Annotated in this window: 15 protein-coding genes; 13 read left to right on the top strand and 2 right to left on the bottom strand. The window is 70.7% G+C overall.

From position 1 onward, the window contains the following. Nucleotides 1-368: 368 nt before the first annotated feature. From ACZ7DE_RS02005 to ACZ7DE_RS01980, 6 genes are all read left to right on the top strand, one after another. Entirely contained in the window at nt 369-1,559 is a 1,191-nt protein-coding gene (locus ACZ7DE_RS02005) for a sensor histidine kinase (RefSeq protein WP_470757938.1), read from the top strand. Between the two features lie 32 nt (nt 1,560-1,591). Continuing rightward, a complete protein-coding gene (locus ACZ7DE_RS02000) occupies nt 1,592-2,398 on the top strand; it encodes a response regulator (protein ID WP_470756911.1) in 807 nt (268 codons plus the stop codon). A gap of 163 nt (nt 2,399-2,561) precedes the next feature. Next, on the top strand, nt 2,562-2,759 hold the full coding sequence (locus ACZ7DE_RS01995; RefSeq protein WP_470756909.1) for a hypothetical protein: 198 nt from the start codon (nt 2,562-2,564) through the stop codon (nt 2,757-2,759). Further along, nucleotides 2,756-3,349, top strand: a complete 594-nt coding sequence (locus tag ACZ7DE_RS01990; protein ID WP_470757923.1) for a pilus assembly protein TadG-related protein — start codon at nt 2,756-2,758, stop codon at nt 3,347-3,349. The genes ACZ7DE_RS01995 and ACZ7DE_RS01990 overlap by 4 nt, the downstream gene beginning before the upstream one ends. A gap of 33 nt (nt 3,350-3,382) precedes the next feature. Then, nucleotides 3,383-3,961, top strand: coding sequence for a hypothetical protein (locus tag ACZ7DE_RS01985; RefSeq protein WP_470756907.1), 579 nt, complete (start codon nt 3,383-3,385; stop codon nt 3,959-3,961). 8 nt (nt 3,962-3,969) lie between these two features. Continuing rightward, nucleotides 3,970-4,602, top strand: coding sequence for an OmpA family protein (locus tag ACZ7DE_RS01980; protein ID WP_470756905.1), 633 nt, complete (start codon nt 3,970-3,972; stop codon nt 4,600-4,602). A 3-nt stretch (nt 4,603-4,605) separates the two neighbouring features. Here ACZ7DE_RS01980 and ACZ7DE_RS01975 read toward each other — a convergent pair whose 3' ends face one another. After that, nucleotides 4,606-4,965 (bottom strand): DUF192 domain-containing protein, encoded by a 360-nt coding sequence (locus ACZ7DE_RS01975; RefSeq protein ID WP_470756903.1) that lies wholly within the window; start codon nt 4,963-4,965, stop codon nt 4,606-4,608. Nucleotides 4,966-5,034: 69 nt separating this feature from the next. On the opposite strand from ACZ7DE_RS01975, the gene ACZ7DE_RS01970 reads away from it, so the two are divergent. The 7 genes from ACZ7DE_RS01970 (at nt 5,035) to ACZ7DE_RS01940 (ending at nt 12,902) form a co-directional block, all read left to right on the top strand. Continuing rightward, nucleotides 5,035-5,607, top strand: a complete 573-nt coding sequence (locus ACZ7DE_RS01970) for a dihydrofolate reductase family protein (RefSeq protein ID WP_470756901.1) — start codon at nt 5,035-5,037, stop codon at nt 5,605-5,607. 35 nt (nt 5,608-5,642) lie between these two features. Then, on the top strand, nt 5,643-6,461 hold the full coding sequence (locus tag ACZ7DE_RS01965) for a class I SAM-dependent methyltransferase (protein ID WP_470756899.1): 819 nt from the start codon (nt 5,643-5,645) through the stop codon (nt 6,459-6,461). Nucleotides 6,462-7,017: 556 nt separating this feature from the next. After that, complete coding sequence (locus ACZ7DE_RS01960; RefSeq protein WP_470756897.1) at nt 7,018-7,791, top strand: isoprenyl transferase; 774 nt, start codon at nt 7,018-7,020, stop codon at nt 7,789-7,791. Nucleotides 7,792-8,127: 336 nt separating this feature from the next. Next, nucleotides 8,128-9,453, top strand: coding sequence for a PhoH family protein (locus ACZ7DE_RS01955; protein ID WP_470756895.1), 1,326 nt, complete (start codon nt 8,128-8,130; stop codon nt 9,451-9,453). Nucleotides 9,454-9,874: 421 nt separating this feature from the next. Beyond that, on the top strand, nt 9,875-10,549 hold the full coding sequence (locus tag ACZ7DE_RS01950; protein WP_470756893.1) for an aggregation-promoting factor C-terminal-like domain-containing protein: 675 nt from the start codon (nt 9,875-9,877) through the stop codon (nt 10,547-10,549). Nucleotides 10,550-10,609: 60 nt separating this feature from the next. After that, nucleotides 10,610-11,338, top strand: coding sequence for an aggregation-promoting factor C-terminal-like domain-containing protein (locus tag ACZ7DE_RS01945; RefSeq protein WP_470756891.1), 729 nt, complete (start codon nt 10,610-10,612; stop codon nt 11,336-11,338). A 169-nt stretch (nt 11,339-11,507) separates the two neighbouring features. Then, nucleotides 11,508-12,902 carry an AI-2E family transporter gene (locus ACZ7DE_RS01940; protein WP_470756889.1) on the top strand — a complete coding sequence of 465 codons (1,395 nt, stop codon included), beginning with the start codon at nt 11,508-11,510 and terminating at the stop codon, nt 12,900-12,902. Nucleotides 12,903-12,976: 74 nt separating this feature from the next. Here the strand turns inward: ACZ7DE_RS01940 and ACZ7DE_RS01935 are convergent, their stop codons facing one another. After that, nucleotides 12,977-13,510, bottom strand: coding sequence for an alkyl hydroperoxide reductase (locus ACZ7DE_RS01935; RefSeq protein ID WP_470756887.1), 534 nt, complete (start codon nt 13,508-13,510; stop codon nt 12,977-12,979). Nucleotides 13,511-13,516 lie beyond the last annotated feature (6 nt).

Below are 13,516 nucleotides of genomic sequence, written 5' to 3'. Positions count from 1 at the left end.
ACTCGGCGCGGCCGGACTCGATGCGGTTCGACTCGGGACCGGTGGCTCCGGCGCGGCTCGACTCGGGTCCGGCGGCCCCGGCAGGGCTGGTGCCTGCACCGGTGGCTCCGGCGCGGCCGGACCCGGTGCGGCTCGACCCGGGACCGGCGGCCCCCGCCCTTGCACCGGTGGCCCCGGCAGCGGCGGACCCGGCGTCGGCGGCCCTGGCGCGGCCTGACCTCGCACCGGCGGGCCCGGCGTGGGCGGAGGCAGGGAGCGGGAGCAGCGGTTCGGGGGCGGTTCCGGCGCAGGATGTGCGGGAGGCGGCGCGGGAGGTGGCGCGGGAGGCTCCCGAGGACGTCTCCCTCCAGGTGAACGCCCTCCAGGCCATGTGCCGGCAGGTCTTCGGCTTCCGCCTGGCCATGATCGCCGTCGCCGCGCCCTCCGCCCTCCTGAACGCCGCGCCGGGCATGGGCGTCCGTCTGGTGGGCGCGGCCGTGGTCGTCACCTTCATGGGCTCGTACGTCCTGTTCCGCGACTGGGAACGCTTCGGCCCGCTCCTGCTGCGCCACCCCTCGCTCCTCGCCGTGGACACCGCGTTCGGCGCCCTGCTGCTGATCTCAGCCGGCCCCGACACCACCCTCGCGTACGTCAGCGTCTGCACCCCGCTGCTCGCCGGCATCGTGTACGGCTGGCGGGGCGCCGCCTGCTTCGCCTCCCTCCAGTCGCTGATACTGCTGGTGGTCTGCGCGGCGCTGCGGGAGGGGCCGGACACGGGCGTCGCGGAACGACTGCTGCTGCCCGGTCTCTGCGTCGTCACCGGCGCGATGGGCTCCACCCTGCGCAACCTCATGCTGCGGTTCGGCTCGGCGACCCAGGCGCTGACCACCGTCCGGGCCCGGCTCGCCGTCACCGAGGCGGTCGCCGCCGAACGCGCCCGACTGGCCCGCGAGATGCACGACTCCGTGGCCAAGACGCTGCACGGCGTGGCCCTCGCCGCGGACGCCCTGGCCCGGTCGGCTGGGTCGCCCGACATGGACCCCGGCCGGGTGCGGCAACACGCCGACCTGGTGGCCCGCGCCGCCCGCCGTGCCGCCGCCGAGTCCCGCGAACTCCTCACCGAACTGCGCCAGGACGCACCGGACCCGGCGCAGGACGTCGACCTCCTGCCCGAACTCGCCGTCCGCACGCGTGACTTCGCCGACCGCACGGGCCTGACGGCGAGCTACCGCACCACGGGCGACCGCGCGACGCTCCCGGTTCCGCCCGCGGTCGCCCGCCATCTCCTGACGATCACCTCGGAAGCCATGGACAACGTGCAACGCCACGCGGATCCGACCCGCGTGGACGTCCAGGCGGGCGTCCACGGCGACCACCTGTGCATCAGCGTGTACGACGACGGCCGGGGTCTGCCCGCCGGCACCACGCTCGAACAGCTCCGCCGCTCCGGTCACTTCGGACTGGTCGGCATGGTGGAACGGGCCGCCGCCATCGGCGCCCGCATCCACATCGGCCGCGGCGCGCACCCCGGCGGCACCGAAGTCCGCCTGGAGCTCCCTCTCACGGGGGCGCGCCCATGAACGACGTCCCTCACCCGAACGGAAGCCACGTCATGCCGGACACACCGCCGCGCCCCGGCGCCGTGCACCCCCCGTTCCCCCCGCCGCCCCGGCCCGTGCCCGTGCGGGTGGTGGTGGCCGACGACAACCCGGTGGTCCGCGCGGGCCTGACCGCCCTGCTCTCCGGCCGGGAGGACGTCACGGTCGTCGCGGAGGCGGCGGACGGCCGCGAGGCCTACGAGGCCGCCGTGCGTCACCGCCCCGACGTCGTCCTGCTGGACGTCCGCATGCCCGGAGTCGACGGCCTGGCGGCCCTGCCCCACCTGGCCCGGCTCGCCCGCGTGGTGATGCTGACGTACAGCCACGAGGCCGAGGTCGTCCAGGAGGCCCTGCGCGGTGGGGCGGGGGGCTACCTGGTCCACGGGGAGTTCACCGTGGAGGAGTTGGTCTCGGCGGTGCGGGACGTCATGCGAGGCAGGGCCCACTTCACCCCCACGGCGGCGACGGCGGTCCTGGAGCATATCCAGGGAAGTGCGACTGCACACACCAAAGTGGACCCTACACCCCTATTTTCTCTGACTTCTGAGGAATCGCTTTCGCAGTTGCAATCCTCCGTGAGAAAATCGACGCCGACGGGACGAGCGAGGTACGCGCTCAGCGGGAGGGAGGCGGAGATCATGGATCTCATCGCGTCGGGCATGAACAACCGGCAGATCGCCGCCATCTGCTTCATCAGCGAGAAGACGGTCAAGAACCACATCAACCGCATCTTCGCCAAGCTGCACAGCGGCAGCCGTTCCGAGGCCGCGGCCAAGTGGCTGGGGACCACGGCGGGGGCGTCGCGCCGAGGGGTGGGGTGACGGGTGATGAGGGGGTGGCGCGAGAGACCGGCGGGACGGGAATGGGCCCGGAATTGGGCCCTGAGGCCCTCTGGCGGAACGGGTGTTCAGGCCTACGCTCGTGGTGCCGACAGCGGTACCGGCGCCGAGCGAGCCGGCCACGCGACACCCGGAGGGGCACAGCATGACCAACTGGATCAACACCACCGTCGCGTACTTCCAGGCCCGCGCCGCCCGCAGCGACAAGGGCCAGACGGCGGTGGAGTACCTGGGCATCATCGCGGTGGTCGTGGCCATCGTCCTGGCCATCACGGGCACGGACATCGGGCAGACGATCTACGACGCGATCACGGCGAAGATCGCCGAGGTCACCGGCGGCTGAACCCGGCGCGCGGCGACGCAGGGCAGGCTTTCCCCATCTACATCATGGTGGTGGCGGGTCTGCTCTTTCTCGCGTTCGCCTACCTGGCGGTCGGCCAGGCCGCCGCGAACAGGAACGGCGCCCAGACGGCGGCGGACGCCGCGGCGCTCGCGGCGGCCCAGGACACCCGGGACCAACTCGCGGACAGGTGGGCGGAGAACGTACTCGATCCGACCAAGTGGCAGGACATCCTCGCCGGCGTCGCGATGGGGCTGACCCCCTCGTGCTGGCGCGCCTACGAGCTGGCCGCCCAGAACGACGCCAGTATCGGCACCTGTCACGAGGACGGCCTCGACTTCACTGTCGACGTCCGCACCGACAAGTCCGTCGGAGACTCCATCGTCCCCGGCACGGAGGACTTCCAGTCGAAGGCCACTGCGCATGCCGTGATCGAGCCGCTCTGCTCCTTCGAACAGCCCGGCGACGACGCGCCGGCGGACGTCCTGCCGGAATTCACCTGTGAGGACAGCGGCAACTGGGCGCCGGATCCGGACGACCCCACGAGCATGCCGGAACCTCAGGACCTCTTCCGCGTCCATCTGACCGACTGACAACGTACGACGAGCGACGAAGGAAGCAGGGACATGGGCATGGGGTTCACGACGAAGGCCCGCCGGGGGCTGATCGCGGTGGCTGTGGCGGCCGGTCTCGCTCTCGGCGCGACGGCGTGCGGCGGTGGTGGGGACGACAAGAAGCCCGAGACGTCCTCGTCGCCGTCGAAGGGGACCGACTCCAAGCCGAGCACGCAGGAAGGGCAGTCGGACACGCCCCTGGCCGAACTGAAGGGCTCGGACGGGCTGCTCCTCGAGATCAGCTCCGCCGAGCGGGACTCCGGCGGATTCGTCACCGTGAACGGCACCTTGAAGAACGACGGCGACAAGAGCGTCGTGGTTCCTGCCGCGTTGAGCGGGAACGAGACCGAGATCGTCAGGAACGGCAGGTCGCTCGGCGGGGCCACGCTCGTCGATCCCAAGGGGAAGAAGCGGTACTACGTGCTCCGCGACACGGACGGACGGCCGCTGACGACCTCGGGGTTCTCGACCGTCAAGTCCGGGGAAAGCCTCTCCGTCTTCATGCAGTTCCCCGCGCCGCCCTCGGGCACCGCCGACGTCACCTTCCAGTTGCCGACCTTCGCCTCGGCCCCGATCACGATCTCCGGGTGAGGTCCGTCATGCGCCCTGCCCGGAACCCGCGCCCTCGCCTCACCCTGGCGCTGTTCACCACCACCGTCGTGCTCGTCGCCCCCGTTCCCGCCGTGCGGGCCGACACCGCTCCCAGCGTTCCGCCCGGTACCGAAGCCACCGCCACCGCACCCGTGGACGTGGACCCCAACGACCCCGACCTCAAGCTGCCCGAGGGCGGCACCCTCGCCGAGCCCAAGGTGCTCGACATCAAGCAGGTCGTCGAGGACGAGTCGGGCGACGAGCGCCGCGAGGACACCAACGCGGACGTGACGTTCGCTCTGCAGGCCGAGGTCCTCTTCGGCAAGGACAGCGCGAGACTCGGCACGGAGGCGAAGTCCCGCATCGCAACGATCGCGGAGGAGATCGAGAAGCAGCACACCACCGTGGTCCGCGTCTTCGGCTTCACGGACAACCTGGGCTCCTCCGCGCACGGCGACGTCCTGTCGAAGCAGCGGGCGGACGCCGTGCAGGCGCAGCTCGCGGGCAGGCTGAACGACCCGGACATCACCTTCGAGGTGCGGGGCTACGGCGAGCAGTACCCCATCTCCGACAACTCGACCGAGGCCGGACGCAAGAAGAACCGGCGGGTGGAGGTCACGTTCCCGCGTACCGCGGGCTGAGCCTCACGCGCCCGCGGACGCGCACACCCGCACCTGCACCCCGGCCGCCAGCCCCCACCCCTCCATCGCCCCGGCCGCCGCCTCCAGGACGTGCCGGGACCGCAGCCGAGGCAGTCCCAGCCGTCCCGGCCGCATCGTGCGCACCGCGATGACGGTGAGCCGGCGGTCGAGATAGGCGACGTCGATCGGCATGCGCATCCCGAACGTGTGCACCCCGCCGGCCGGCGACAACAGCATCGCCCCGTCCATGAAGTCCCGCCCGAGCAAACCTCGGGTCCGTGCCCGGTACGAAGCGGCGATCTCCAGCGGTACCCGGACCCCGCCCACCAGGAGTTCGCCGCTGCCGTCCCGCCAGCGCGCCATGCCCGTCTCCCCTCGGCCGCCTCGCTACCCTCTGCACGGTAGCGAGCCGGACACGTGAGGGGCCGTCGCATGCGGAAGATCGTTCTGATGATGTCGACGTCGTTGGACGGATACATCGAGGGTCCGGACAGGGACATCTCCTGGCACCGCGTGGACGAGGAACTGCACCGGCACTTCAACGAAGCCGTCGGGCGGATGGGCGGACTCCTGCACGGCAGGATCACCTACGAGCTGATGGCCGACTACTGGCCGACCGCGGACGCCGACCCGGACGTGCCCGCCACCATGGCCGAGTTCGCCGGCATCTGGCGCGAGACGCCGAAGATCGTCTACTCGCGCACGCTGGAGCGCGCCGAGTGGAACACGACGATCGTCCGGGACGTCGTCCCCGAGGAGGTGACCGCCCTCAAGGAGCAGCCGGGCGGGGACCTGGGGCTCGGCGGGGCCGACCTCGCCGCCGCCTTCCTCCGGTACGACCTCGTCGACGAACTGCGCGTCTACGTCCATCCCGTGCTCATCGGCCGGGGCAAGCCCCTCTTCCCGCGCACCGATACGCCGACGGAGACCGCACTCCGGCTCACCGGGACGCAGGCCTTCGGCAACGGGGTCGTGCTGCTGAACTACGAGCGACCCCGAAATTGACGGCGGCCTCGCGGCCCCTCTGACACGATCGTCGTATGAACGACAGGAACCGTGGCGGGGACGGCCACGAGGACGGCGACGGGAAGAGCGCCTTCGAGGACCTGCTCGCCGAAGGGGCCGCCGTTCCCACCGAAGGGTGGGACTTCTCCTGGTTCGAGGGACGGGCCACCGAGGCCCGGCCCTCCTGGGGGTACGCGATGTCGCTGGCCGGGCGGCTGGCGGTGGCGAGCGCGGCGCTCGACGTGCAGACCGGGGGAGGGGAGGTCCTGGACTTCGCCCTCGGCCGGGCCGCCCCCAAGGCCCCGGTGCTGACCGTCGCGACCGAGGGGTGGCCGGCGAACGTCGCCAAGGCCACGGCCCTGCTCCGTCCGCGCGGCATCGCGGTCGTCGCCTCCCCGGAAGACGCCCCGCTGCCCTTCGCGGACGCCTCCTTCGACCTGGTCAGCAGTAGGCACCCGGTGCGCCCCCTGTGGGGGGAGATCGCGCGCGTCCTGCAGCCCGGCGGGACCTACTTCGCCCAGCATGTGGGCCCCCGCAGTGTCTTCGAGCTCGTCGAGTACTTCCTCGGGCCGCAGCCGCAGTCGGTGAGCGGCAACCGCCACCCGGACCGCGAACGCGCCGACGCGGAGGCGGCCGGGCTGGAGGTCGTCGACCTGCGGGCGGAACGGCTGCGCGTCGAGTTCCACGACGTCGCCGCCGTAGTCCACTTCCTGCGCAAGGTGGTGTGGATGGTCCCCGGCTTCACGGTGGAGGCCTACCGGCCCCGACTGCGCGCCCTGCACGAGCGGATCGAGGCCGAAGGTCCCTTCGTCGCCCACAGCACCCGCCACCTCGTCGAGGCCCGCCGCCCGTAGGACCGAATTGGCCGGGAAGCGCCGGTCGGGCGACACGCCGTCTCCACGGAGTTTCCACATCGTTATCGCGATCGGTTCGCATCCGCCGCCCGCCTCGCGTAAGTTCGGGCCCAGGCAATTCGCGTGAGCAAAGCTGCGTGGACGTCACCGCGCAGTGGAGGGGGCTGCGCGGTGACGCTCGCGTCAAGCGGGCGTTCGCGGCCGGGTTAGCCCGTCAGGGGGACGGGTGGACGGGCCGCCGAGCAGGGCCCAAGGCGCCGCGAAACCTCAGCTTCCTTCGGTGATCGGCTCGTTCTCCTGCGAATCGGCTGTGTTCCGGCCATGAACCACCCACGAACCATGCCGTAAAAGGCCACCGGGGCGTCGTCGATCGACTCCGGAGAGTAGTTGTGGCGCGCCGATGCACGCAGCATCACTTACGAAGGGTTATGGTGGAAACCCCCCCTCGGGCCGGTCCGTCTCCCCCCCACGGACCGGCCCGTTTTTTTGCCCCGGCACCCACGGGGGTAGGCTGCGCCCCGCGGGGACCGCACCGTACGGAGGGGCTGACAATCACGTGAACCTGCGCGACAAGCTGCGCGGCCTTCTGGTCAGGCTGTACGCACGCCGGGTGGAAGGCCACCTGGACCACGCTCAGGTGCCCAAGCACATCGGCGTCATCATGGACGGCAACCGACGCTGGGCGAAAGCCGCGGGTTCCACCACCGAGCACGGCCACCGGGCCGGCGCCGACAAGATCGAGGAGTTCCTCGGCTGGTGCTCCGAGACGGACGTCGAGGTCGTCACCCTCTGGCTGCTGTCGACGGACAACCTCGACCGCCCCCAGGAGGAACTCGTCCCGCTCCTCGGCATCATCGAGGACGTCGTGCGCACCCTCGCCGCCGACGGCCGCTGGCGCGTCCACCACGTCGGCACCCCCGACATCCTCCCCTCCCACGTGCAGACCGCGCTGAAGGAGGCCGAGGAGTCCACCGCCCACGTCGACGGGATACTGGTCAACGTCGCCATCGGGTACGGCGGTCGCCAGGAGATCGCCGACGCCGTGCGCTCGATGATCGTGGACGCGGCGGACCGGGGCACCTCCATGGAGGACCTCGCCGACTCCGTCAGCGTCGACCTGATCGGCCGCCACCTCTACACCGGCGCCCAGCCCGACCCCGACCTCGTGATCCGCACCAGCGGCGAGCAGAGGCTGTCCGGATTCATGCTGTGGCAGACGGCGCATGCGGAGTACTACTTCTGCGAGGTCTTCTGGCCGGCCTTCCGCAAGGTCGACTTCCTGCGGGCGCTGCGCGACTACGCGGCCCGCCATCGGCGTTACGGCGGCTGAGACACACACCCGCCGACGCCCCGCGAGGGCGTCCCGTGTACCCCGTTTGGGGCGGAAGTAACGAGGAGTTCACCGGCGCGCCGTCCTGCGCCTTGGCATGGCGGCGCTTGTTAGAGGGCATAAGCCAAGCAGGTCGACGCCCGAACCACGGGTGTCGGATCTCAGCGGACGGCACGGGGCCGTCCGCCCGGGAGGCCCTTTGCACCAGCCCGACCGTGCGGTCACGGCACGGAACAAGCAGCGGGGGGCCGGTTCTCGGCCCGCGCAGGGCGGCCGACGACCGGTCCAGCTCCACTCCGTCGCTCCCCGACCTCATCCGAGGGGGTACGTCCTTCCGTGGTGACCAGCACAAAGCGCCGTATGCCAGACCGGCGCACCTATGTTCTCGACACCAGCGTCCTGCTGGCCGACCCGAACGCCATGACCCGCTTCGAGGAGCACGAGGTCGTGCTCCCCATCGTGGTGGTCACGGAACTGGAGGCCAAGCGGCACCATCCGGAACTCGGCTACTTCGCCCGGCAGGCGCTGCGTCTGCTGGACGACTACCGGGTGAAGTACGGTCGCCTCGACGCCCCCATCCCGATCGGGGAACTCGGCGGCACCGTCCGTGTCGAGCTCAATCACTCGGACCCCAGTGTGCTGCCGACCGGCTACCGCCTGGGGGACAACGACTCCCGCATCCTCGCGGTCGCCCGGAACCTGCAGGCCGAGGGATTCGACGTCACCGTCGTGTCGAAGGACCTCCCGCTCCGGATCAAGGCGTCCTCGGTCGGTCTCCTCGCCGAGGAGTACCGCGCCGAGCTCGCCATCACGGGCTCCTCCGGCTGGACCGGAATGTCCGAACTGGTCCTGTCCGGCGAGCAGGTGGACATCCTCTTCGAGGAGGGGCACCTGCACGTGGCCGAGGTCGCCGACCTTCCCGTGCACACCGGTCTGACCATCCAGTCGGAGCGCGGCAAGGCCTTGGGCCGGGTCACCGCCGACGGCAACGTCCGTCTGGTGCGCGGCGACCGGGAGGCCTTCGGCATCAAGGGCCGCAGCGCCGAGCAGCGCATCGCGCTCGACCTGCTGCTCGACCCGGACGTCGGGATTCTGTCGATGGGCGGCCGGGCCGGCACCGGCAAGTCGGCGCTGGCGCTGTGCGCGGGCCTGGAGGCGGTCCTGGAGCGCCGTCAGCACCAGAAGGTGATGGTCTTCCGGCCGCTGTACGCGGTGGGCGGGCAGGAGCTGGGCTATCTGCCCGGTTCCGAGGCCGACAAGATGGGCCCCTGGGCACAGGCGGTCTTCGACACGCTGTCCGCGGTCACCAGCCGCGAGGTCATCGAGGAGATCACCGCGCGCGGGATGCTGGAGGTCCTGCCGCTGACCCACATCCGGGGCCGCTCCCTCCACGACGCCTTCGTGATCGTCGACGAGGCGCAGTCGCTCGAGCGGAATGTGCTGCTCACCGTTCTGTCCCGAATCGGCGCGAATTCCCGGGTGGTTCTGACCCACGATGTGGCGCAAAGGGACAATCTGCGGGTCGGGCGTTATGACGGGGTCGTCGCCGTCGTGGAGAAACTGAAGGGGCATCCGCTCTTCGCGCACGTCACGCTGAACAGGTCCGAGAGGTCCCAGATCGCGGCGCTTGTGACCGAAATGCTGGAGGATGGGCAGATCTGAACAACCCGCCCCAATTCATCGGGGACCAGCGGTAGTTGGCGCCGCTCGACAAAGGCTGTGAGCCTAGTCGGGCGGCGCCCGCGCGTGTGGGGGTTTCGCGAAATCCCTGGGGTCCCGACAGGTGTGAGCTTTCACACGCAACTCGGAATTGCCTTGCGGTGTCGTGTTACGGCAGAGTCTCGGTTCTGTCAGGCCCCGCATACGGCACACCTGTACCCCCAGAGGTACGGAAACCCACTTGCACCACTGTTCAACTCCATAGCGCCGTCGTATGCCGCCCGAGCACCACGCGGCGCTCCCCTTCCGGGAGTTGCCCACCGGGCCCGTGTCTCCTGTGACCCCGCAGTTCGGAGACCAGCGTCAAGGGCACGATTGCGTCCGCCAGGGTCACCGAAGCGGACGATGCTGGAAGGAAAACCGTGTGAGCCGGATCTCGGTCCGGGGATTCGCAGTGGCCTCGGCCACGGCGGTCACCGCTGTCGGAAGCGTCGTCGGCGTTGCCTCGGGCAGCGTCGCGCAGCCCAACGACGCAGAAGCGACGGCAAGCGACGCGACGCTCCTCGCTGACATTCCCGCGGGCCAGCAGGCCCAGGTACAGACCGCGTCCCTGACGCAGCAGGCCAACTACCAGGCCATCGCCGCGGACGAGGGCGCGAAGAAGGAAGCGGAGGCGACGGCGCGCAAGGCCGCCGCCGAGACCGCCGTCGCGAAGAAGGAGGCCGCCGAGAAGGCGGCGAAGGAGCGCGCCGAGGCCAAGGTCAAGGCCAGCCGCAGCGCGGGCGACTTCCCGATCCAGAGCTCCTACAGCATCGCGCAGATCCAGGCGATGGCGGCGCAGATGGTGCCGAGCGGCCAGTTCCAGTGCTTCAGCAACATCGTGGACCACGAGTCCAGCTGGAACTACCACGCGGTGAACGCCTCCTCCGGTGCCTACGGTCTCTTCCAGGCTCTCCCGGCCGGCAAGTACGCGTCCGCCGGCGCCGACTGGCAGACCAACCCGGCCACCCAGATCAAGTGGGGCCTGAACTACATGGACAGTCGGTACGGCAGCCCCTGTGAGGCGTGGTCGTTCTGGCAGGCCAACCACTGGTACTGAGCACGGGCGGCTCTCGGCCGTCGTCCCCCTTCATCTGATGACACAGCAGAAGGAATCCGTGTGAGCCCGATATCGGCCAGGGGATTCGCCGTGGCCTCGGCCACCGCGGTCACCACCGTCGGCGCCGTCGTGGGTGTGGCCCAGGGCAACGCCGTGCAGTCCGTGGACGACGCACAGGCGACCGGTGGCTCGACGCTGCTCGCCGACTTACCCGCAGGCCAACAGGTCGAGGTGCAGACGGCCTCGCTGACCCGGCAGGCCGACGCCCAGGCCGACGCCGCCGACGCCACCGCCAAGAGGACGGCGGAGGAGGCGGCGCGCAAGCAGGCCGCCAAGGACGCGGTGGCCAAGCAGAAGGCGGCCGCGGCCAAGGCGAAGGCGGACAAGGAAGCCGCGGAGGCCAAGAAGCGCGCGGAGGCGGAGGCCAAGGCGGCCAAGGCCGACACCGAGACGCAGTCGGCCTCGGGCGGCGCCACCTTCGCCCAGCAGGGGTCGTACTCCGTCGCCGAGGTCCAGGCCATCGCCCGCCAGATCATTCCCGGCGGGCAGTTCCAGTGCTTCAGCAACATCGTGGACCACGAGTCCGGCTGGAACTACAAGGCCGTCAACCCCTCCTCCGGCGCCTACGGACTCGTCCAGGCCTACCCCGGCTCGAAGATGTCGTCCGTCGGCGCCGACTGGCAGACCAACCCGGCCACCCAGATCAAGTGGGGCCTGAACTACATGAACGACCGCTACGGCAGTCCCTGCGACGCCTGGGACTACTGGCAGGCCAACGGCTCGTACTGACAGCTCGTACCACGCCCGTCCGAGCCGGCGCCGCCGCGGCCTCCTCGCTCAACCCCGCGCAGCCCCTCCCCGTCATAGGGGGAGGGGCTTTCGCCCTGTACGGTCGGTACCGCCGGGACCGACGACTCCAGGGGGAGTGGTGGGGAGAGACGGGGGAAGAGGACGGATCATGTCGCGAGTGCCAGGGTGGCTCGGCCGGCTCGGCGCCGGTCTGAGCGAGATGGGTGAGCGGCTCGACGAACGGCGCGCGGAGGTCGAGCGGGAGGCCGCCGCCGAGTCCGAACCGACGCCGCCCGAGGCGTCCGTGGCGTCGGTGGCGTCCCCCGAGGCGTTCCCGCAGGAGCCCGTGCCCCCCGCCCCTCGTCCGGACCCCGCGCACGCCGTGCCGTGGGGGGTCCGCGTCGCGGCCGAGGCGGGCTGGCGGCTGCTGGTGCTCGCCGGGACCCTCTGGGTGCTGATAAGAGTCATCAGCGCGATCCAACTGGTCGTCATGGCCTTCGTGGTCGCCCTCCTGCTGACCGCGCTGCTCGAGCCCACGGTGGCCCGGCTGAAGCGGGTCGGCGTTCCCGGCGGGGCAGCCACCGCGCTGACGGCGATTCTCGGGTTCGTCGTCATCGGTCTGATGGGCTGGTTCGTGACCTGGCAGGTCATGGACAACATCGACAACCTCTCCGACCAGGTCCAGGACGGCATCGACGACCTGCGCCGGTGGTTGCTGAACAGTCCCTTCCACGTCACCGACAAGCAGATCAACGGCATCGCCGAGAACCTGCGCGACGCGATCGGGAACAACACCGACTCGATCACCTCGGCGGGCCTGGAGGGCGTCACGGTCGTGGTCGAGGCGCTGACCGGCATCCTGCTGGCGTTCTTCTCGACCCTCTTCCTGCTCTACGACGGCAGGCGCATCTGGGAGTGGACGCTCAAGCTGGTCCCGGCCGCGGCCCGGCCGGGCGTGGCGGGCGCGGGCCCGCGGGCCTGGGCGACGCTCACCGCGTATGTGCGCGGCACGGTGATAGTCGCGCTGATCGACGCGATCTTCATCGGCCTCGGCATCTACTTCCTCGACGTGCCGATGGCCGTCCCGCTCGCCGTGTTCATCTTCCTGTTCTCCTTCATCCCGCTCGTCGGCGCCGTCGCCTCCGGCGCGTTGGCGGTCGTGGTCGCGCTGGTCACCCAGGGCGTGTTCACGGCGGTGATGACGCTGGCGGTCGTGCTGGCGGTGCAGCAGATCGAGGGCCACATCCTGCAGCCGTTCATCCTCGGCCGCGCGGTGCGCGTCCACCCCCTGGCGGTCGTGCTGTCGGTCGCGGCGGGCGGCATGGTGGCGGGCATCGGCGGCGCGATCGTGGCGGTCCCCCTGGTGGCCGTGACCAACACGGTGGTGGGCTATCTGCACGCCTACTCCCGGGAACAGACCCTGCGGCACGCGCCCAGGCCGAGGGGCGCGACGGCGTCGGACGTGGCGCCGGTGGCGGCTTCCGCGGGCGCGGCGAGCGGCGCCACGTCCGACGCCGTGGGCGACGCCACCCCGGCCGTGGATCCCCCCTCCTCGGCGACCTGACGACGAGGCCCCGCCCACCAGGAGGTGAGCGGGGCTCAAGGGGTGCGCGGCGCACCGGCGTCGGTCGCCGGGAGTCAGTCGCCGAGAACGGCTTCCGCGTCCAGGGTCACGCCGACCGCCTGGATCACCGAGGCGATCTTGAAGGCTTCCTGGACGACGTCACGCTCGACGCCGGCCTTGCGCAGCACCTGCTCGTGCGAGTCGAGGCACAGTCCGCAGCCGTTGATGGCGGAGACGGCGAACGACCACAGTTCGAAGTCGACCTTGTCGACGCCGGGGTTGCCGATCACGTTCATCCGCAGACCGGCCCGCAGGTTGCCGTACTCGTGGTCCGACAGCAGGTGGCGGGTGCGGTAGAAGACGTTGTTCATCGCCATCACGGCGGCGGCCGACTTGGCCGCGGTGTACGCCTCCGGCGAGAGGTTGGCCTTCGCCTCCGGCGCCAGCTCGCGCAGCACGATCGGGGAGCGGGAGGCGATGGCGGTCGCCAGCACGGTGCCCCACAGCTGCTGTGCCGGCAGCTCGGAGTTGCCGATGACGGAACCCAGGTTGAGCTTCAGGTCCTTGGCGTAGTCCGGTATCGCGGCCTTCAGGGAATCGAGGGACATGTCAGG

The sequence above is a fragment of the Streptomyces sp. NPDC037083 genome, from assembly GCF_055606485.1.
The sequence above is the reverse complement of the archived record's forward strand: the minus strand, read 5'-3'. Positions and strand labels throughout refer to the sequence as shown.

Excerpts from the sequence above, each read along its gene's own strand:
- ACZ7DE_RS01980 (WP_470756905.1), top strand. The coding sequence starts at position 3,970 with ATGCGCCCTGCCCGGAACCCGCGCCCTCGCCTCACCCTGGCGCTGTTC.
- ACZ7DE_RS01970 (WP_470756901.1), top strand. The coding sequence starts at position 5,035 with ATGCGGAAGATCGTTCTGATGATGTCGACGTCGTTGGACGGATACATC.
- ACZ7DE_RS01935 (WP_470756887.1), bottom strand. The coding sequence starts at position 13,510 with ATGTCCCTCGATTCCCTGAAGGCCGCGATACCGGACTACGCCAAGGAC.
- ACZ7DE_RS01940 (WP_470756889.1), top strand. The coding sequence starts at position 11,508 with ATGTCGCGAGTGCCAGGGTGGCTCGGCCGGCTCGGCGCCGGTCTGAGC.
- ACZ7DE_RS01975 (WP_470756903.1), bottom strand. The coding sequence starts at position 4,965 with ATGGCGCGCTGGCGGGACGGCAGCGGCGAACTCCTGGTGGGCGGGGTC.
- ACZ7DE_RS01985 (WP_470756907.1), top strand. The coding sequence starts at position 3,383 with ATGGGCATGGGGTTCACGACGAAGGCCCGCCGGGGGCTGATCGCGGTG.
- ACZ7DE_RS02000 (WP_470756911.1), top strand. The coding sequence starts at position 1,592 with ATGCCGGACACACCGCCGCGCCCCGGCGCCGTGCACCCCCCGTTCCCC.
- ACZ7DE_RS01965 (WP_470756899.1), top strand. The coding sequence starts at position 5,643 with ATGAACGACAGGAACCGTGGCGGGGACGGCCACGAGGACGGCGACGGG.
- ACZ7DE_RS02005 (WP_470757938.1), top strand. The coding sequence starts at position 369 with ATGTGCCGGCAGGTCTTCGGCTTCCGCCTGGCCATGATCGCCGTCGCC.
- ACZ7DE_RS01995 (WP_470756909.1), top strand. The coding sequence starts at position 2,562 with ATGACCAACTGGATCAACACCACCGTCGCGTACTTCCAGGCCCGCGCC.